Genomic DNA, 18,346 nt, shown 5'->3' on the forward strand with positions numbered 1-18,346 from the left:
CGACATGATCCACCGCCGCTTGCTGCTCTCCACGCTTCCCGCGCTGCTGCTCGCCGCCTGCGGCGGGGGCGGAAGCGGGAATGGGGGCAAGGGCGACGGCGCGACGCTCACCGTCGCCGCGACCGCGGTGCCGCATGCCGAGATCCTCGCGCAGGTGAAGCCGGTGCTGGCGAAGGAAGGCGTCGACCTCGATGTGCGGGTGTTCAACGACTATGTCCAGCCGAACCTCCAGGTCGACCAGGGGCAGATCGACGTCAATTACTTCGAGACCAAGCCGTATCTCGACCAGTTCAACCGCGAGCGCGGGACCAAGCTGGTGCCGATCGCGGGCGTGCATGTCGAGCCGCTCGGCGCTTATTCGCGTCGCTGGAAGACGCTGGCGCAGTTGCCGCAGGGCGCCAGCGTGGCGATCCCCAACGAGCCGAGCAACGGCGGACGCGCGCTCCAGCTGCTCCAGAAGGCGGGACTGATCCGGTTGAGGAACCCCGCCGACCCGCTCGCCACGATCCGCGACGTCGCGAGCAATCCCAAGGCGCTGCAGTTCCGCGAGCTGGAGGCGGCGACGCTGCCGCGCGTGCTGGGCGAGGTGGACCTGGCGATGATCAACACCAATTACGCGCTCGACGCCAAGCTCAACCCGGTGCGCGACGCGCTCGCGATCGAGGACAAGGACTCGCCCTACGTCAATTACCTCGTCGGCCGCCCCGGCAGCGCCGACGACCCGCGCGTACGCAAGCTGGTGGCGGCGCTCCGCAGCCCGGCGACGAAGGCGTTCATCGAGACGACCTACAAAGGCGCGGTGCTGCCGGCGTTCTGAGCGGGTCAGTTCTTTCCGTCACTTCACCGTCGACCCCGCCCCCGCGGGGATGACGGTGGGGCAAAGGTGAGGGGCGGGGATGACGTCTGCCGAAGCGGTGCCGCGCACTCACCTCCTGGTTCCCCTAGACCCGCCACCAACGCCCACGCGCACCCTCACTCCCCGACGCGCAGCCGTGCCAGCTCGCGCTCGGGCGCACCGGCGGAGGCGGCGAAGAACTGGCGCAGCAGCGCGCGCTCATCCACGGTGAGATGCGGGTTCCAGGCGTCGAGGATCAGGATCGCGCGGGGCCGGTCGGAGCGGTTCCACGCCTCGTGCTCGATCGTGTCGTCGAACGCCCAGGCGCGGCCTTCCGCCCACTGGCGCGTTTCGCCGCCGACACGGAAGCCGCAGTCGGGCGGCACCACCAGCGGCAGATGGACGATCGCGCGCGCGTTGCTCACCCCGGTGTGCGCGGGCAGATGCGCGCCCGGCGCGAGGATGGAGAAGAACACCGTCGGCGTCCGCCCCGGCAGATCGGAGAGCGGCAGCGCCTCCACCACCGCGGCGGTGCGCGGCACACGCGCGCAGACCGCGTCGTCGCGCCGGCCGTCGCGCCACAGATGGAGCGCGCCCCAGGCGAGCGAGCCGTCGAGCGCTGACCATTTGTTGCGCGGCGTCCCCGGCTTCATCGCGACATAGGGGCGCAGCGCGTCGGCATCCTCGGCCAGCACGCGCAGCAGCTCGTCGCGGATCGTCGCGGTCTCGGCCTCGAGCCGGTCGAACCACGGGAACAGCTCGCGCGCGAAGAACTCGTCGGCGGGGAGGAAGGGGACGTGCAGCCCGGCGCAGTGGTTGGCGTAGATCTGGCGCCGGCCCAGCGCATGGTCGACGCAGGCGTCGACGCGGCGCCGCGCGGCCGGCGCGAGCGCGGCGCGGGCCGGCGCCAGCGCGGCGTCGATCGCGGCCGCGAAGCCGGCGCGCTGCGTCGCGACATAGTCGCGCGCGTGCTCGAGCATCGCCTCGATCGCGGGCGAGCGCTCGTCGAGCAGCGCCGCCATCGTCAGCACGTTGCCCCAGCGCTCCGCCGCCTCGTCCCGCTCGCCTGCGCGCTCGTGCCACTCGGCCAGCCTGACGAGCGCCATGAAGTGGCGCTGGTCGATCGCCAGCGCGCCCTCCAGCGCGGCGCGCTCGGCCACGGCGTCGTCGCGCGAGCGATGCGCGCGCGCCAGATTCATCCACAGTTCCGGCGCGGCCGGATCGGCGGCGATCGCGCGCGTGAACCAGTCCGCCGCCGCCGCGAAGGCGCCGCGCGCGAGCGAGTCGACGCCGATCGCGTTGAGCGCCAGCGGATGCTCGGCCCCGTCCGCGACCGCGGCGTGGAACAGCCGCACCGCCTCGTCGCGGCGGCCGGCGTCGCGCGCCGCGAGCGCGGCGGCGAGATGCTGCTGGGATCGGGCCGAGTTCATAACATGGATGATAACCGATCACGCGGACTGGACAATCGCGCGCGTGCCGGCGCACAGCGCGGCGATGGCGGCGGCTCCTCTCCCTCTGCTCGACGCGACGTGGCTGGCGCATCGCTACGATCCGGGTCACGATGCCTTTCACTTCCGGCGCGTGCCGCGCGAGACGCACCGCGCCGCCACCTTCCTCACCGACGAGTATCTGCCGCAGGACAGCGCGGCGCCGCTGGTGGTACGCCGCGCCGACGCCCGCGCCGCCGCGCCGGCCCCCGCGCCGCTGCACTGGATCTTCCACTCCGCCTTCTGCTGCTCGACGCTGCTGGCGCGCGCGGTCGATCATCCCGGCGCGGCGATGGGGCTGAAGGAGCCGGTGGTGCTCAACGACCTGATCGGCTGGCGCCGCCGCGGCGAGCCCGGTCCCGATCTCGCCGCGGTGCTTGACGACACGCTCGCGCTGCTGGCCCGCCCGTTCGCGCCGGGCGAGGCGGTAATCGTCAAGCCTTCGACCATCGCCAACGGCTTCGCGCCCGCTTTGCTGACGCTGCGGTCCGACAGCACCGCGCTGCTGCTCCACGCGCCGCTGCCGACCTATCTCGGCTCGGTGGCGAAGAAGGAGCTGGAGGGGCGGCTGTGGGTGCGCACCCTGCTCGCGGGCATGCTCGACGACGGGCTGGCGCGCTTCGGCCATGACGCGCGCGCGTTGTTCGCGCTGACCGACCTGCAGGTCGCCGCGCTCGGCTGGCTCGGCCAGCACGCGCTCTTCGCCGAGCTGGTCGAGCGCTTCGGCGCGACGCGGGTGCGCACGCTCGACAGCGCGACGCTGATGGCGCGCCCGCGCGAGGCGCTGGCCGCGCTGGCGGCGCTCTACCGGCTACGCCTCGACGATGCCGCGCTCGACGCGATCGTCGCAGGGCCGGCGTTCACGCGTCACTCGAAGTTCGGCAACGCCTTCGACGCGACCGCACGCGCGGCCGAGCATCGCGACGCCGCGGCGCTGCACGCGCGCGAGATAGAGCTGGTGGTGCGATGGGCCGAGCAGGTCGCGGCGACCTTCGGCATCGCGCTGACACCGCCGGCACCGCTGCTCCGCTAGCCGACGTGCGCGCTCACTGCTGCTCGCCGGGCATCCGGCCGCCCATGCGGCTCTGGTTGATCGAGCGCAGCTCGTCGCGGTCGCGCTGCCACTCGGCCTTGGTCTTGCACACGCGCTCGCTGTCGACCAGCGACCCGGTCTTGGTGAAGCGCTTGCAGATCACCTTGTCGGCCGCATCCACCGCTTTCTCCGGCGCGTCCTTGGTCTTGGCCTGCGCCGCGGGTGAGGCGACGGCGAGCAGGAGGGCGAGGGCGGTGAACCGGTGCATGATCGGGCCTTGTTCGTCGGAGGCGATGCGGCGAGGCTAAGCCGCGCCGCCGGGGCCTGTCAAACCGCCCCGCGCGGCCCGTTCAACAGCCGTTGAGCGTCGGCTGACCGCATGCGCCAGAGGAGGCGGAATTGCGCAGATTGTCGCGGTCGCGCTGCCACTCGCCTTTCGTCTTGCACACGCGCACGCTGTCGACGAGCGAGCCCGTCTTGGTGAAGCGCTTGCAGATCATCTTGTCTGCCCGGTCCGCCGCCTTCTCGGCGGCGTCGCGCGGCTTGGCTTGTTCAGCCGCGGCCGACCCGGCGACGGTGGCCAGGGTGAGGGCGAGCGCGGCGATGCTGTGCATGGGAGAGCCCCTGTCGTATGCGGCTGGTCCAGAGGCTAAGACGGAGCGCCGAGCCATGTCAAACCGAGTCGTGCGGCGGCGCACCAGAGCGGGTCGCGGTGACGCCGCGACGAACCGCGCGGCGATCGAGCGCGCGCTCGCCGCGGGTGACGTGCCGCGCGCGGCCGCGCTGGCCGACGCCGCCCTCGCCGCCGGCGCGAGCGACCCGATGATCCTCAACCTCGCGGCGTGGCGGCGGGAGGAGGCGGGCGACTATGCCGGCGCGCACGCGCTGCTGCGCCGCGCGCTCGCGCTGGCACCGGGCGACGTGCTGATCGCGGGCTCGATCGGCGCGGTGCTGCGCAAGGAGGGGCGGTATGACGAAGCGCTAGCGGTGCTCGACCGCGTCGTCGCCGCCGAGCCGCGCCACGCCGCCGCCTGGCTGGAGCGCGGCTACACGCTCGACTCGCTCAAGCGCGAGGAGGAGGCGGGCGAGAGCTACCGCCGCGCACTCGCGCTCGACTCGACCCTGGCGCCCGCCTACGGCCGCCTGGCCGACACCGCCGCGCGCCGCGGCCGCGCCGAGGAGGCACGCGACCAGGCCGCGCGCGCGCTCGCGCTCGACCCGCACGAGCCCGCCGCGTGCGCCGCGCTGGCCACCGTCGCGATCGAGGCGCGCGACGGCGCCGCGGCCGAGGCGCTGCTGCGGCCGCTGGTCGAGCGCGTCCGCGGCGACGATCGCACGCGCACGCTGACGCTGCTGGGCGACGCGCTCGATCGCCAGGACCGCACCGAGGCGGCATTCGACTGCTACCGCGGCGCGCAGGCCAACTTCCGCGAGGTCTATCGTGCCGCGCTCGAGCCCGGGCCGGAGCGTCCGTCGCACCGCGCCTTCATCGAGCGGATCGCGGCGCAGCTCGATTCGCCGCGCGCGCCGGCGTCCGCCGATGACGCGCCCGGCGCCGCCGCGACCCATGTCTTCCTGCTCGGCTATCCGCGCTCGGGCACGACGCTGGTCGAGAACGTGCTGGCGAGCGCGCCCGGGGTAACCGCGCTGGAGGAGCGCGAGACGCTCGCCGGCACCGATGGCGTGCTGGTGCGGAACGACGGGGCGATGCCGGACCTCGCCGCGCTTGATCCCGCGCTGCGCGACCGGCTGCGCGCCGATTACTGGCGGCGCGTGGCGGCGATGGGCGCGGCGACGGCCGGCACGTTCGTCGACATGAACCCGCTCAACGGCGCCAAGCTGCCGATCATCGCCGCGCTGTTCCCGCAGGCTCGCGTGCTGGTGATGCGGCGCGACCCCCGCGACGTGGTGCTGAGCTGCTACCGCATCAACTTTACCCCCAGTCCGGCGGCCTGGTGCTTCAGCGACCTGGAAGAGACGGCGTGCCACTATGACGCGCTGATGACACTGACCGAGCGCGCGCGCGCGACGCTGCCGCTGGCCTTCCACGAGGTGCGCTATGATCGGCTGGTGACCGACTTCGCGCCGACGGTACGCGCGATGGCGGATTTCATCGGCCTGCCCTGGACCGACGACTTCGCGCGCTTCGACCGCACCGCGCAGGCCCGCGGGGTGCGTACCGCGAGCGCCACCCAGGTCCGCCGCGGCCTATTCGACGGGCGCGGCCAGTGGCGCCGCTACGCCGACCAGCTCGCCCCGGTGCTGCCGATCCTGCAGCCCTGGGTGGAACGGTTCGGTTTCGCTGACTAGCCGCGCGCTCACGGCCGCCGCAGCTCAGCCGCGCGGCTGCCAGTCCGGCGGAGCGAGCTCGAAACCGGCGAAGTCGAAGCCGGGCGCCACGACGCAGCTCACCAGCGCCCAGCCCTGCTCCGCCCACGCGGCCTGCCACGCGTCGGCGGGCACCAGCGCCTGCGGCCGCTCGCCCGCGGTGACATTGGCGCCGAGCCGCAGCGGCGGCTCGTCAGCGATCGCCAGCGTGAGCGGCGCACCCGCGTGCCACAGCCACAGCTCGGCGGCGTCGACGCGGTGCCAGTGCGAGCGTTCGCCCGGGCCGAGCAGGAACAGGATGGCGGTCATGCGCGAGCGCCCGTCTGAGCCGGGCGGCAGTCGCAGCGTCTCGCGATAATGGCCGCCTTCCGGGTGCGGGCGGAGGTCGAGCTGGCGGATCAGGTCCTGCATCATCGCTGAATGCAGCGGAGCGCGGCGCCGCGGTCAAGCGGGCCGACCACGCCGCCATAAGGATTCCAGTAGAAACCCGTTAACCCCAACCTGTTAGCCCATGAAGAGGGTAAGGGGACTAACGCGTTGACGCTGGATCAGACGATTGCCGAGGCGGCCCGCCGGTCGGGCGAGCTGGGATTGCGCACGCTCGACCTGCAGGCCGATATCGCCGAGCTCTCCACCCGCGTCACCGCCCAGGCCGGCACGATCGAGCAGATCGGGCGGCAGACCGGCCGGCTCGCCGACGACGTCGACGAGGTCGCCGCCGCGGCGCGCAGCGCGCGCGAGCATACCGCGGGCGCGCACGCGGTCTTGGCCGACTCGCACGTCCAGGTCGAGGCGGCGACCAGCGACGTGGTCGAGCTGATCACCCAGGTCAGCCGTATTCACGAGAGCATCGGCGGCTTCACCGCGGCGCTGGAGGAGGTCGCGCGCGTCACCGCGACGATCGACGCGATCGCCAAGCAGACCAACCTGCTCGCGCTCAACGCCACGATCGAGGCGGCGCGCGCGGGCGAGGCGGGGCGCGGCTTCGCGGTGGTGGCGGGCGAGGTCAAGAAGCTCGCCTCCGAGACCGCGGTGGCGACGGCGCGGATCACCGGCTCGATCGACACGCTCACCACCCAGGCCGACGCGATGCTGGGCAAGGTCGACGCGGGCGTCGCCACCGCGCGCTCGGCGCACCGCGGCACCCGCGACATCGAGGCGCTGGTGGCGCGGCTACGCGGGCTGATGGACGGGCTGACCCGTTCGAGCGAGGGCGTCGCCGATCGGATCGGCTCGATGGTCCACGCGGTCGGCGAGGTTGAGGGCGGGCTCGGCGAGCTGGCGCGCACCTCGTCGGACAATGCGCAGGGGCTGCAACGCCTCTCCGAGCGCATCACCAGCGTGAGCGACGACACCAACGACCTGCTCCAGCGGCTCGCCGAGAGCGATGCCGACATGCCCGACCGGCCCTATATCCGCTTCGCGCTGGAGGCCGCGCGCCAGGTCTCGGCGGGGCTCGCGCGCGCCGCCAGCTCGGGCGAGATCAGCCGCGAAGCGATCCTGAGCGAGCGCTACGCCCCCGTGCCGGACACCGATCCCGCGCTGTTCACGCATCCGGCGATGGCGCTGATCACCTCGCTGGCGCGGCCGCACCAGGAATCGGCGCGCGCGCTGCCCGGCTTCTTCGGGATGAGCTTCACCGATCGCAACTGCTTCGGCGCGGTGGCGATGCCTGAGCGCTCGCTGCCGCAGCGGCCGGGCGATCCCAAGTGGAACAGCGAGTTCTCGCGCGCGGGCGTGTTCTTCCACTTCCCCGAGACAGCGGTTCAGGTGAAGATCACCCAGCCCTTCTGCCTCAAGGCCTATCGCCGCCCGCTCGCCGGCGGCGGGGTGGTGCTGCTCAAGCAGGTGATCGCCTCGATCAGCGTCAATGGCGCACACTGGGGTGTACTCCAGCTGGCGTATGAGAACCAGGGGTGAGCGGTTCGGCGCGTGGGCGATAGGGCCCTTCTCGGCCGGATATCGCCTGACTCTTTCCGGCGGCGCATCGTCGTGATCACGACGCTGTGCGACCGCCGTAGGGCAGCCCGGCCCCTTTGACACCGCCAGTGGCGTCGCTCTCTATTTCCAAAGCCAGTGATAGCTGATCCGGACCTAGACACATACATCGGCAGGCAGCGGCTCGCCCTTCCTCATCATCCCGGCCTAGAGCCGGGATCCATCCTTCCGCGAGAGCAACGCCGGCCACTCACGCGGACCATGGATCGAGGGTCGAGCCGGGGATGACGGCTGGGCGAGCCGCTGCAGCGTCAATGAACGTCCTGCGTCCAGATCAATGGATGAATAGCGGCTCGTGCCCATGCTGCCGGCGCTCTCGCGACGATGCTCTCGCGGGGGAGCCACCCGGGCGCCCGCCGCACCCCGGACTGCTGTCCCGCTACCCCGCACACACCCGGTTCTTCCCCGCATGCTTCGCCGCGTAGAGCGCGAGATCGGCCTCGGCCAGCGCCGCCGCGCCGCCGTCCTCGCCCAGCGGCGCCACGCCCGCCGAGAAGGTGACCCGGTCGAACGCCAGCCCGGTCTCCTGGTTGACCAGCGAGCGCGCCGACAGCCGCTCGCGCGCGGTGTCGAGCCGCGCCATCGCGGCGCGCGAGTCGGCGCGGCGGAACAGGCAGGCGAACTCCTCGCCGCCGTGGCGCGCCACCAGCACGTCACCGCCCAGCTCGCGCTCAAGGAAGCCGGCGACGAAGCGCAGCACGCGGTCGCCCGCGGCATGGCCGAAGCGGTCGTTGACCTGCTTGAAATCGTCGATGTCGCACAATGCCACCGTCGCCGGCGTGTCGCCGGCGTCGAGCGCGCGCAGCGCCGCCTCCAGTGCGCGGCGGTTGGGAAGGCCGGTGAGATGGTCGCGCTCGGCGGCGCGGCGTGCCTGGCGCAGGTCGCGGCGCAGCGAGTCGGCCTCGCGGCGCGTGCGCTCGAGCTGCACCTCAGCCAGCCGTGTCGCGGTGACCGCGTCGCGGGTCAGCGCGGCGATGCGCGCGATCGTCGCCGCCGGGTCCTCGGCGAGCCGCGCCGCCTCGCCCTCGATCGCACTGCCGAACTGCTCGGCGGTGCGGCGCGACTGGCCGGCGGCGCCGAGGCACTCGCCGATGCGCGCCTCCAGCGTCTCCGCGATCCGCGCGAGCGTGTCGGGGCCGAGCTCGGTCGTCTCCTGCCCGTCGGCGATCCGCGCCGCCGCGGCCTCGCTCAGCGTCCCTGTGGCGCGCAGCGCCTCGGCCACCGCGACGCTGGTGGCGACGTCCTCGCCCGACAGATAGGAGTGGACCAGCCCGTAGTTGCGCGGCGAAGGCGCGAGCCGGCTGGCGAACAGCAGCTCGCCGATCGAGTCGAACAGCCGGCGCCGCGCGGCGAGCCGCTCGTCGAGGCGCTGCGCCCGGCGCGCGGGCGAGAGCCAGTCGAGCATGCGGCGCAGCGGAGCGGGCGTGGGCGCCGGGGCGGGATGAGGGCGGGCGGCCATGGCCTCAGGCCCCGACCGCGCGCGGGGACGGCGCCGCGTCGGTGCCGTTGGCGGTGAGCACCGCGGTGCGCATCCGATCCCACGCCAGACCGAACCAATAGGCGCCGCGCTCGCCGCCCAGGATCGGGTCGCCCGTCGCGTCCGTCGCGACCTCGGTCAGCGGCAGCCGCGACTGTGTCGGGATGTCGAAGAAGGCGCGCACCGGCGGCGCGGTCGGGTCGTCGGCGTCGGTGCCGAGCACCAGCGCGAGCCGGTTCGAGCGCAGCCGCACCAGCGCGCCGGGCGGGTGGATGCCGATATGATCGATGAACGCGCCGAGCAGCTCCTGGTCGAAATGGCCGTGCCACGACTGCATCCGCGCCAGCGCGTCGCCCGGCGCCCAAGGGCGCTTGTACGGGCGCAGCGACGTGACCGCGTCGTACACGTCACACACCGCGCTCATCCGTGCCGCGAGGCTGAGCCGGTCGCCGGCGAGGCCGAAGGGATAGCCGCGCCCGTCGACGCGCTCGTGGTGATGCAGGCAGACGTCGCGCACCACCTCGGGCACGTCGCCGCCGAGCAGAAGCGCATGGCCCTTCTCGGGATGGTGGCGCACCACCGCCAGCTCGGCGGGATCGAGGCTGCCGGTCTTCTCCAGCACCGCGCTCGGCACCGCCATCTTGCCGATGTCGTGCAGCAGCCCGGCGAGGCCGAGGTCGCTCGCCTCATCCTCGGGCAGGCCGAGATGGCGCGCGAAGCCGATCAGCAGCGCGCCGACCGCGACCGAGTGGAGCCAGGTATATTCGTCCTTGCTGCGCAGTCGCGTGACGGTGAGCAGCGCGCGCTGGTCACGCGCGACCGACTCGGTGATCGAATCGACCAAGGGGGCGAGCGCGCGATGGTCGATCGCGTGCCCCATGCGCGCGTCGGCGAACATGCGCAGCATCGCCGCGCGCGACTGCTCCACCACCGCGCGGGCGCGGTCGAGCTCGCTGGCGGCACGGCGGCGCGTGCGGGGCGGCGGCGCGGTCGACGTCACCGTCACAGCCGGGGCGGCAGTCTCGACCGCTGCCGCGACGGAGAGCGGCGCCGACGCCGGCGCGAGCGGGCCGACGCCCTTGTCGGTGTCGATCACGATCTCGCCGATGCCGGCCTCGACCAGCTTGGCGACGTCGCGCGCGCTGGCGAGCACGAGGTGCTTGCGCCAGAACGGGCTCGCCATCCAGCCGCCCTCGACCGCGTGGACGTACATCCCGGGCCGCGCAGCGCTCGTCTTGATCGTCACCAGCACCGCCCGACCAGCCCCCCTGTTCCCGGCGAATCCGTTGATCAGGGTATGACGGCGCGGCGTTAATTTGGGTTTAGCGGGGGAGAAGATCCTCCTCTTAAAGGGGAGGTGGCAGGCCGCAGGCCTGACGGAGGGGTGTCGCGGCCGGCGAGCATCGGTGGACTCACCAGCGCCGACACCCCTCCGACGCGCTGCGCGCCAGTGCGGGCGAGTTGGTGCCCTCCAGGCACCATCTTGGCTTGCCGGGGGCGAGCCAAAGCAGGGAGGATTGTCTTCGCTCACCCCACGAAGGGCGCGGCGATCTCGGGCCGGATGCGGAGCAGCCGCCCGGTCGCGCGGTCGAGCAGCGCCCAGGTCGTCACACCCTCGACGCGGACGCGGCCGTCGCTGCCGAGGAAGCGGAAGTGGCGGTCGAAGCGCGCCCCGCGCGGTGCGCCGGGCACCCAGGTCTCGGCCGTCACCGTCTCGCCCGCGACGACGTTGCCGCGATAGTCGATCTCGTGGCGGGTCACGACCCACACGTGCGCCGCCTGCTGGTCCGGCGGCGCCACCGCGGCCCAATGCGCCACGGCCAGCTCCTGGATCCAGCGCACCCACACCGCATTGTTGACGTGGCCGAGCTCATCGATGTCCTCGGGCTGGGCGGTGACCTCACGACGGAACGGCGTCATGTCCGACGACTCCTGATGCGGTGAATCAGCGCGATCGCGATGCCCGCGGCGACCACGCTGCCGGCCAGCCACCATAGACGCGAGTCGTGCCGCAGGCGCCCAACCGCCGCCTCGAACGTGTCGCCGAACACGAAGCCGATCGTGGTGAAGCAGATCGCCCACAGGATCGCCGACACCGCGTTGACCGCGGCGTACAGCCGCGGGCGGATCCCGGCGGTGCCGATGGCGATCGGGCTGATCGTGCGCAGCCCGTAGAGGAAGCGGAACACGAAGATGAACCCGATCGGGTGGCGCTCCAGCGCCGCCATCGCCTTGGCGAAGGCGGGGCGCTCGCGCGCGGCGGCGACCCAGCGATGGTCGCGGAAGCGTCGGCCGGCATAGAAATAGGCCTGGTCGGCGGTGAACGAGCCCGCCGCCGCCGCGGCCATCGCGCCGGCGAGCGGGAACATGTCCTGATGCGCCAGCAGCCCGCCCGCGATCACCGCGGCCTCGCCCTCCAGCGCGGCGCCGGCGAACACCGCCGCCAGCCCATATTGCTCGACGATCGCCTCGATCGTCACGAGGCGCGGTGCCGGTCGCGCCTCATGACTCGACACCCAGCTGCCACAGCACGAAGGCATGTTCCTCGGCCGCCTCGCGCAGGCTCTCGAACCGTCCCGACTTGCCGCCGTGGCCCGCGCCCATGTTGGTCTTGAGCAGCAGCAGATTGTCGTCGGTCTTGGTGGCGCGCAGCTTGGCCGCCCACTTGGCGGGCTCCCAATAGGTCACGCGCGGGTCGTTGAGCCCGCCCGAGATGAACAGCGGCGGATAGGCCTGGGCGCGGACGTTGTCGTACGGGCTGTAGCCGCGGATCAGGTGGAAGGCGGCCGCGTCCTCGATCGGGTTGCCCCATTCGGGCCACTCGCCCGGGGTGAGCGGCAGCGTCTCGTCGAGCATGGTGTTGAGCACGTCGACGAAGGGCACGTCGGCGATCACCGCGCCCCACAGCTCGGGGTCGGAGTTGACCACCGCGCCCATCAGCTCGCCGCCGGCCGAGCGCCCCGCCACCGCGATCCGACCTTCGCTGGTCCACCCGCCCGCGATCAGCCCGCGCGCGACGTCGACGAAGTCGGTGAAGGTGTTGGCGCGCTTCTCGAGCTTGCCGTCATGGTACCATTGCTGGCCGAGATCGTCGCCGCCGCGGATATGCGCGATGGCGTAGGCGAAGCCGCGGTCGAGCAGCGACAGCCGCCCGGTCGAGAAGCCCGGCGGGATGGCGTGGCCGTAGGCGCCATAGGCGTAGAGGAACAGCGGGCGCGAGCCGTCGCGCGGGAAGTCGCGCGGGTAGACGATCGAGACCGGCACCTCCGTGCCGTCGCGCGCGACGATCTTGAGCCGCTCGGTGGCGTAGCGTTCGCCGTCATAGCCCGAGGGGATCTCCTGCACCTTGAGCACGGTCAGCGCGCCGCTCGCGACGTCATAGTCGTAGACCGTGCCGGGCGTGACCATCGACTCATAGCCGAGCCGCAGCACCTGCGTGTCATACTCGGGATTGTCGCCGATCCCGGCGGTGTAGCTCGCCTCGGGGAAGGCGATGCGGCGCGGCGCGGCGGCGGGGTCGTAGGAATGGATCTCGATCTGGTCGAGCCCGTCCTCGCGACCCTCGACGACGAGATAGTCGCGGAAACAGTCCACCCCGGTCATGTAGAAATGCGGGCTCGGCGCGATCCGCTCGGTCCACTCGCCCGGCGCGATGATCGACGCGGTGACGAGGCGCCACATCGGGTCGGTGTCGTTGGTGTGGATGAAGAGCGTGTCGCCGTGCGTGTCGACGTCATACTCGCGTCCTTCCTGCCGCGGCGCGACCAGGATCGGCGCCGCGAACGGGTCGGCGGCGGGGAGCAGCCGCACCTCGCTGGTGACATGGTCGCCGGTCGAGATCACGATCCAGCGACGGTCGCTCGTCTCGCCCACCGCGACGCGATAGCCCTCGTCGTCCTCGTGGTAGAGCTCGATGTCCTCGCTCGGGTCGGTGCCGAGCCGGTGGAAGCGCGCGTTGTCGGTGCGCCACTCCTTGTTGGCGAGCCCGTAGAGGAAGCCGCTGTCGTCGGCGCTCCACACGATGTCGGAGAGCATGCCGGGGATCGTGTCGGGCAGCAGCGCGTTGCTGGTCAGATCCTTGACGTGGATCGTGAACCGCTCCGAGCCATTGTCGTCGATGGCATAGGCGAGCTTCGTCGCGTCGTTCGAGATGGCGAAGGCGCCGAGGCGGAAATATTCCTTGCCCTCGGCCAGCGCGGGCTCGTCGAGCAGCAGCTCGTCCGCGCCGCCGGCGACGGGCTTGCGCCACCATTGGCGATACTGGCCGCCGGTCTCGAACGCGGTCCAGTAGACATAATCGCCGTCCTTCTGCGGAACGCTCGACTCGTCCTCCTTGATGCGTGCCTTCATCTCCTCGTAGAGGCGGTCGACCAGCGCCCGGTGCGGCGCCATCTGCGCTTCAAAATAAGCGTTCTCGGCCTCGAGATAGGCGAGCACGTCGGGGTCGGTGACCTCCGGATAGCTCGGATCCTTGAGCCAGGCATACGGGTCCTCGACGGTGACGCCGTGGCGCGTGAAGGAATGCGCGCGCGTCGCGGCGACCGGTGGAGTGAGCGTCATCCCGCGTTACGTAGGGTGTGCGCGGGAGAGCGGCAACAAGGGTGATGCACGATCCGCTCGGGGCGCGACGCACGCGCCGAGGCGCCCGCCCCGCCGTGCTCAGTCTGCCAGCGATACGGTCAGCGGACGCGGCGCGCGGCCGTGCGTCTCGATCAGCGTCACGCCGGTGTCGTCGAACGCCGCCGCGGTGAGCCGGCCGCTCAGATAGCTGCCGCTGTCGAGGCACAGCCGGCCCGGGCCGGCATAGGCCTCCTCCTTGGGCGTATGGCCGTGCACCACCAGCCAGCGATCGTCGCGCTCGGCCTGGAGGAACTCGCTGCGGATCCACAGCAGGTCGCGCTTCTCCTGCTGCTCCAGTGCTACCCCGGGGCGGATCCCGGCATGAACGAAGAGCAGGCGGCCCTGCACCACCGCCAGCTCGCATCGCTCAAGGAAGGCGCGGTGCGTCGCCGGCACCGCGGCGCGGAAGGCGTCGCGCCGCGCCGCCCAGGCGGTACGCGATTCCTCGCGGGGCGGCTCGACGCCGTAGGAGCGCAAGGTGGTGTCACCGCCGTGCTTGGCCCAGCCCAGCCCGCTGATGCGCCCGTCGAGATAGTCGAGCATCGCGTCCTCGTGGTTGCCCAGCAGGAATCGGCTCTCGAACGCGGGATCGTCGGCGAAGGCGAGTAGCTGATCGATCACCTCGCGCGAGCGCGGGCCGCGGTCGATATAGTCGCCGAGGAAGACGATCAGCGCGCGCCCCGGTGCCGCGCGCGCGGCGCGGTCGGCGCGCACCAGGTCGAGCAGCCGCGTGAGCAGGTCGGCGCGGCCGTGGATGTCGCCCACGGCATAGGTCAGGCGGTCGGTCAGCGGCGGCATCGCTGCGCCCCGTACGCCCCATCGCGCACGCTGTCGCCGACTAAGTCACTCGCGTGGCCGCATCTTCCTAGACGCGGCCCTGCGAACGCCGGTGTACGCGCCGCGATGCGCGTCACGCCGCAGCCGGCACTGCGGCGCCCGCCGCTCCGCCACGCGTCCGGCGCGGTGCCGCGTCGCGCACGAGGAACATCGCCGACAGCATCACCAGCGCGATCGGGTTGAGCGGGGTCAGCAGCGTGCCCTCGAATGAATACCACAGGATCAGGATGACCGAGAATTGGCGGCTCGGCGTGCGATCGAACATCGCGTAGATCAGGAAGCCGTAGAACAGCAGGCCCTGCAACAGGCCGTATTCCACCACCGCTTTCACCAGCGGCCACCAGAAGATGTTGCCGCCCTGTTCGATCTGCCCCGAGCCGATCCCGGCATAGACCGCCGACGGCTCGCGCAATGCGGCGCGCACGCGATCGAGCGGCTCGATGAAACGCGAGCTGCCACTCGTTCCCTGCTTGTCGAACTCGCCCAGCCGATTGGCGACGAGATCGAACCAGTTGAGCTGAAGCGCCACGAACAGCGCCACGAAGGCGCTCGCCAGCACCGTGACGAAGGTGCGGACGTTGAGACGTGTGAACACGATCGGCAGCGAGACGACGAGCAGGAGCAGGCCGGTGCCGGCGAAGGTGGCGAACAAGGTTGCCCCGAAAAAGGCCGCACGCAGCAGGCGTTGCAGGAAGAGAAGCTCGATGATCAGCGCCAGCGTGATGAACTGCGAAATGAAGGACACCTCGAGAAAGGTGATCCCCGACGGCTTCATCAGCTGCATGCCATATTGGATCGGCTGGATGTAGAGAAATTCCGGAACGAGATAGGCGCTCGGCACCAGCTTGTCCAAGTCTGGCCAATATTGCCAGCCGACGCTGAACTGGATGGCATGCTGGATCCACACCACCGCGGCGAAGAACAGCATCAGGTTGCTGAACAGCGCCATGCACTTGCGGAAAGTCTCCTGGGTCGTCTCGAAGGCCACCAGGAAGGGCAGGTACAGGACGAAGTAGAAGGAGACGCTGCTAAAGGTGAAATGCTTCGCGAACAGCACGTTGCTCAGCGCGGAGGTGATCACGACGGCGAGGTACAGGATCGCGCGGACCGGGCGGAACACCGGGCGCGCGAAGAGGATGCCCGCGATCAGCGCGGCGTAGGCGATCGGCACGATCACCGGAATCACGGTGCCCCCCGCGGGCAGGCCGATCTTCTGCAACACCGTGATGCCGATCAGCATCGCCGCGAACACGCCCACCACGACCCGCTGCTGCAGTGCGTCGCGGTCCGGCGCCTCCGCGACACTGTCACGGCGCCGCTCCACGGTGTTCGTGTCGATCGCGGCCGCGGTCGACGAAGTCCCGCCGGTGCTGCCGCTGCTGCGCCGCACGCGCCGCCGTGCCGACGCCTCGCCGCCCTTGATCGGCATGCCGAATTGGTCGAGCGCCGGTGGCGCGCGGCGGCCGTCGTCGGATCCCTCACTCACCGCCAAACTCTCCCTCACCGGCTAAGCGCATCGATACACGGAAGCCTTCGACCGTGTCCATCGGCGCCCCGCCGCGCAGACTGTCCCGCCACGGCTCAGCGGCGGTGCATCCGCTCGACCGCGCTCGCCGCGGTGCGCTCGGCGAGCCGCGCGCGGTAGCCGGCGCGATAGTCGGGCGCGTCGGCGAGCTCGGCGGGCAGCGCGAGCGGGGCGAAGCTGGTGGTCGGCACCACGGTCGCGCCGCGCGCGCCCGCGTCCTGCACCAGCATCGTCAGCTCGTTGAGGTGCATCAGGAAGTCCGGTCCCATCAGCTGCGGGCGCCCTTCCGCCAGCGCCTTGCCCATCTCGGCGATGCCGAGGATCTTGTCCTGCGCGTACACCTCGCGACGCCGCAGCCAGCTGACCAGCTTGTGCTTGGGCGAGTTGCCGACGCCGCGCTCGGCCTCGACCGCGTGCGACTTCCAGCGCCGCACCAGTGAGAGGCGGCGGCCCTTGATGCCGAAGCGACGCCCGATCGCGGGCTGGCTGCGCGCGCTATACGCCTTGCGCGCGCTGAGGCTGACGCGCGAGAATCGCTCGAGGAACACCGGCGACTGGTCGTGGAAGACGTTGTCGACGCTGATCTCGCCCGCCTCGCCGATGACCCGCATCTGATGGTCGCGCGGCGCCACCCAGCTGCACGTCACCCGCGCGGCGACGCCGCCATCGAAGGCGAGGCACGCCACCGACAGATCGGGCGTGGTCGCGGGATGGAGCGGCTCGGGCGTGTTCTTGTCGGGCACCAGGCAGGTCGAGAAGGCGGTCACCGCGCGCACCGGGCCGAACAAAGCGCACAGCCAGGCGAGGTGGTAGCCGATGTGCTCGACCGTGCAGCCCTCCTGCAGCTCCTCGGCATAGGGGAAGGGCGCGCCGGTCGGGCTCGTCACCGTATCGAGCCGCATCAGGTGCGCGGGATTGTCGTCGAGCTCGGCATAGACCAGCACGGGGCGGCCGATCGCGCCGTCGGCGATCGCTTTCCACAGCGTCATCACCGCGTCCGAGTAGAGGTTGCACGGCGCGGCGGCGAGCACGCGGCCCTTGGCCTCGGCCAGTTCGAACAGGGCGCGGGTGCGCGCCGGCTCGGTGGTGATCGGCTTCTCGGTGTAGACGTGCTTGCCCGCCTCGAGCGCGCGGCGGGTCACCTCCTCGTGCGAGGCGATGCTGGTGAGATTGATCACCACCTCGACACGCGCGTCCGCCAGCAGCGCGTCGAGCGAGGGGTAGAGCGCGAAGCCATAGTGATCGTGCACCACCTGCGCGCGCGCGGCGTCGCGGTCGTAGACGCCGCAGATCTCGATCTCGGGATAGGCCCAGCGCGTCCGCATGTAGATGTCGAACACATAGCCGCAGCCGACGAACGCGATCTTCATGCTCTGTCCCCCTGAGAATGGTCGCCGATCGCCGCGGCGAGCACGCGGACGCGCTCGGGCTGGCGCGAGCCGATCAGCGTGGTGGTGACCAGCGGCGACGCGTGCGCGCGCCGCACCGCCGCCGCGGCGTCGATGCCGGGCTGGAAGCGCAGCACCTCGCGCGCGATCACCGGGATGCCACGCGCGCGGATCGCCGCGCCGCGCGTGTCGTCGGCGATCCCCGCGATCACGTCCCACGGCAGTTCGAGCACCTCGGTCACCTCGCTCGCCAGCGCCGCGTCGAGGCTGGCGGTGTCGTCGCAGGCGATCCCGACGAGCCGCGCGCGGCCCGACCTCTTCGCCTCGGCGAGCGCGCCCAGCGCCTCGCCGCGCGCGATCGTCGCGGCGTCGGGGCTGTGGAGCAGGAAGGCGTCGACATGATCGCTGCGCAGCCGACCCAGCGAGCCGTCGAGCTCGCGCAGCAGCCCGGCCCGGCTCCAGTCGGTGCGCATCGCGCCGGCACGCTGCGCGGTCACCGCCGCGCCCATCTGCCGCCGCGCCAGCACCGCGCGGATCAGCGGCTTGAGCGGGCGCATCAGCCGCATCTTGGCGGAGAAGGCGTTGCCCGCCTTGGTGACGACCTGCACGCGGTGGCGCTGGCCGCGCAGCGCGCGCCCGATCGCGCGCTCGCTGTCGCCCTGGCCGTAGATGTTGGCGGTGTCGAGCAAGGTCACGCCGAGGTCGAGCGCGAGCTGGATCAGCGCGACGCTGTCGGCGAGCGTGCTGGGATTGTTGAACGACCCCATCTTGGCGCAACCGAGGCCGAGCGGCGGGAACGCGGGCGCGGTCATCGGCGG

Annotated in this window: 17 protein-coding genes; 4 read left to right on the forward strand and 13 right to left on the reverse strand. The window is 71.7% G+C overall.

Annotation, left to right across the window (positions count from 1 at the left end; all coding sequences use genetic code 11):
* Nucleotides 1-4: 4 nt before the first annotated feature.
* Nucleotides 5-817 (forward strand): MetQ/NlpA family ABC transporter substrate-binding protein, encoded by an 813-nt coding sequence (locus FHY03_RS11640; RefSeq protein WP_183930891.1) that lies wholly within the window; start codon nt 5-7, stop codon nt 815-817.
* Between the two features lie 155 nt (nt 818-972).
* On the opposite strand, the gene FHY03_RS11645 is transcribed toward FHY03_RS11640, so the two are convergent.
* On the reverse strand, nt 973-2,265 hold the full coding sequence (locus FHY03_RS11645) for an aspartyl/asparaginyl beta-hydroxylase domain-containing protein (RefSeq protein WP_183924022.1): 1,293 nt from the start codon (nt 2,263-2,265) through the stop codon (nt 973-975).
* Nucleotides 2,266-2,272: 7 nt separating this feature from the next.
* Between FHY03_RS11645 and FHY03_RS11650 the strand changes: the two genes are divergently transcribed.
* Nucleotides 2,273-3,355 carry a hypothetical protein gene (locus FHY03_RS11650; protein WP_311721417.1) on the forward strand — a complete coding sequence of 361 codons (1,083 nt, stop codon included), beginning with the start codon at nt 2,273-2,275 and terminating at the stop codon, nt 3,353-3,355.
* 13 nt (nt 3,356-3,368) lie between these two features.
* Here the strand turns inward: FHY03_RS11650 and FHY03_RS11655 are convergent, their stop codons facing one another.
* Nucleotides 3,369-3,623: a hypothetical protein gene (locus tag FHY03_RS11655; RefSeq protein ID WP_183924020.1), complete on the reverse strand. Its 255-nt coding sequence runs from the start codon at nt 3,621-3,623 to the stop codon at nt 3,369-3,371.
* Between the two features lie 82 nt (nt 3,624-3,705).
* Nucleotides 3,706-3,969 (reverse strand): hypothetical protein, encoded by a 264-nt coding sequence (locus tag FHY03_RS11660; RefSeq protein ID WP_183924018.1) that lies wholly within the window; start codon nt 3,967-3,969, stop codon nt 3,706-3,708.
* A gap of 55 nt (nt 3,970-4,024) precedes the next feature.
* Here FHY03_RS11660 and FHY03_RS11665 point away from each other — a divergent pair, with 55 nt between their 5' ends.
* The gene (locus tag FHY03_RS11665) at nt 4,025-5,665 is read left to right on the forward strand and encodes a sulfotransferase (RefSeq protein WP_183930893.1); all 1,641 of its coding nucleotides are present in this window, start codon (nt 4,025-4,027) and stop codon (nt 5,663-5,665) included.
* Nucleotides 5,666-5,689: 24 nt separating this feature from the next.
* Here FHY03_RS11665 and FHY03_RS11670 read toward each other — a convergent pair whose 3' ends face one another.
* On the reverse strand, nt 5,690-6,097 hold the full coding sequence (locus FHY03_RS11670) for a cupin domain-containing protein (RefSeq protein ID WP_183930895.1): 408 nt from the start codon (nt 6,095-6,097) through the stop codon (nt 5,690-5,692).
* Nucleotides 6,098-6,220: 123 nt separating this feature from the next.
* Between FHY03_RS11670 and FHY03_RS11675 the strand changes: the two genes are divergently transcribed.
* Nucleotides 6,221-7,603, forward strand: a complete 1,383-nt coding sequence (locus FHY03_RS11675; protein WP_183930897.1) for a methyl-accepting chemotaxis protein — start codon at nt 6,221-6,223, stop codon at nt 7,601-7,603.
* A 457-nt stretch (nt 7,604-8,060) separates the two neighbouring features.
* Here FHY03_RS11675 and FHY03_RS11680 read toward each other — a convergent pair whose 3' ends face one another.
* From FHY03_RS11680 to FHY03_RS11720, 9 genes are all read right to left on the reverse strand, one after another.
* On the reverse strand, nt 8,061-9,140 hold the full coding sequence (locus tag FHY03_RS11680; RefSeq protein ID WP_183930899.1) for a GGDEF domain-containing protein: 1,080 nt from the start codon (nt 9,138-9,140) through the stop codon (nt 8,061-8,063).
* A 4-nt stretch (nt 9,141-9,144) separates the two neighbouring features.
* Nucleotides 9,145-10,404, reverse strand: coding sequence for an HD-GYP domain-containing protein (locus tag FHY03_RS11685; protein ID WP_183930901.1), 1,260 nt, complete (start codon nt 10,402-10,404; stop codon nt 9,145-9,147).
* A 281-nt stretch (nt 10,405-10,685) separates the two neighbouring features.
* Nucleotides 10,686-11,078 carry a thioesterase family protein gene (locus FHY03_RS11690; protein ID WP_183924010.1) on the reverse strand — a complete coding sequence of 131 codons (393 nt, stop codon included), beginning with the start codon at nt 11,076-11,078 and terminating at the stop codon, nt 10,686-10,688.
* Nucleotides 11,075-11,674 (reverse strand): DedA family protein, encoded by a 600-nt coding sequence (locus FHY03_RS11695; RefSeq protein ID WP_311721423.1) that lies wholly within the window; start codon nt 11,672-11,674, stop codon nt 11,075-11,077. The genes FHY03_RS11690 and FHY03_RS11695 overlap by 4 nt, the downstream gene beginning before the upstream one ends.
* Nucleotides 11,661-13,718 carry a S9 family peptidase gene (locus FHY03_RS11700; RefSeq protein WP_183930903.1) on the reverse strand — a complete coding sequence of 686 codons (2,058 nt, stop codon included), beginning with the start codon at nt 13,716-13,718 and terminating at the stop codon, nt 11,661-11,663. Before FHY03_RS11700 ends, FHY03_RS11695 begins: the two co-directional genes overlap by 14 nt.
* Nucleotides 13,719-13,817: 99 nt before the next feature.
* On the reverse strand, nt 13,818-14,576 hold the full coding sequence (locus FHY03_RS11705; RefSeq protein ID WP_183930905.1) for a metallophosphoesterase family protein: 759 nt from the start codon (nt 14,574-14,576) through the stop codon (nt 13,818-13,820).
* Nucleotides 14,577-14,688: 112 nt separating this feature from the next.
* On the reverse strand, nt 14,689-16,101 hold the full coding sequence (locus FHY03_RS11710) for a hypothetical protein (RefSeq protein ID WP_183930907.1): 1,413 nt from the start codon (nt 16,099-16,101) through the stop codon (nt 14,689-14,691).
* Between the two features lie 95 nt (nt 16,102-16,196).
* Complete coding sequence (locus FHY03_RS11715; RefSeq protein ID WP_183930909.1) at nt 16,197-17,510, reverse strand: Gfo/Idh/MocA family protein; 1,314 nt, start codon at nt 17,508-17,510, stop codon at nt 16,197-16,199.
* On the reverse strand, nt 17,507-18,340 hold the full coding sequence (locus FHY03_RS11720; RefSeq protein WP_183930911.1) for an aldo/keto reductase: 834 nt from the start codon (nt 18,338-18,340) through the stop codon (nt 17,507-17,509). The genes FHY03_RS11715 and FHY03_RS11720 overlap by 4 nt, the downstream gene beginning before the upstream one ends.
* Nucleotides 18,341-18,346: the final 6 nt, after the last annotated feature.

This window comes from Sphingomonas sp. BK345, assembly GCF_014193845.1.
Taxonomy (GTDB): domain Bacteria; phylum Pseudomonadota; class Alphaproteobacteria; order Sphingomonadales; family Sphingomonadaceae; genus Sphingomonas.